At 65.3% G+C, this 473-nt stretch carries 1 protein-coding gene; it reads left to right on the top strand.

Going from position 1 to position 473, the window contains the following annotated elements:
- Window positions 1-473, top strand: a 473-nt coding sequence (locus tag ACLJNW_RS23175; RefSeq protein ID WP_410961081.1) for a hypothetical protein, incomplete at both ends; no start/stop codon positions are given.

Below are 473 nucleotides of genomic sequence, written 5' to 3'. Positions count from 1 at the left end.
CGCCTGGTCGAACTGGGTCACCGGCACCAGCTCCAGCGACGCCAGCGAATACAACCAGTTGATCACCCAGGAGTACGTCGAGTCGGCGCTGGGCCAGCAGTTCTTCTCCGATATCGAACGGATGCAGGTGGATATCGGGGGCTTGCAGAAGCAGGTCGGCGACCTCGCCGACGTTCTGCTGTACGACCCGGCCAAGGTCTACGCGAAGAACGACATGGTGCGACAGGGGCAGCGGTTGTACCAGGCACTGAAGGCTGTGCCGGCGAAGACGGCGCCGCCGAACGCGGCCTACTGGTCCGATATCGGCCAGTCGCTGGAAACCGCCAACGGGCTGGCGCAGCAGGTGGCGAGCCATACCGCTGAAATCAGCGAACTCGACGGCAGCCTTACCGCCCAGGCATCGCGCCTTGGCGTACTGCAGGCGGCGACCCGTGACGACGCGGATGACGGCAATGGCGCCATGGCCGATGCCC

Origin of the sequence: Salmonella sp. SAL4457, from assembly GCF_046548235.1 — a bacterium.
In the GTDB taxonomy this organism is placed as follows: Bacteria; Pseudomonadota; Gammaproteobacteria; order Enterobacterales; family Enterobacteriaceae; genus Salmonella; species Salmonella enterica.
This window is presented reverse-complemented; position numbering and strand designations above follow the sequence as displayed.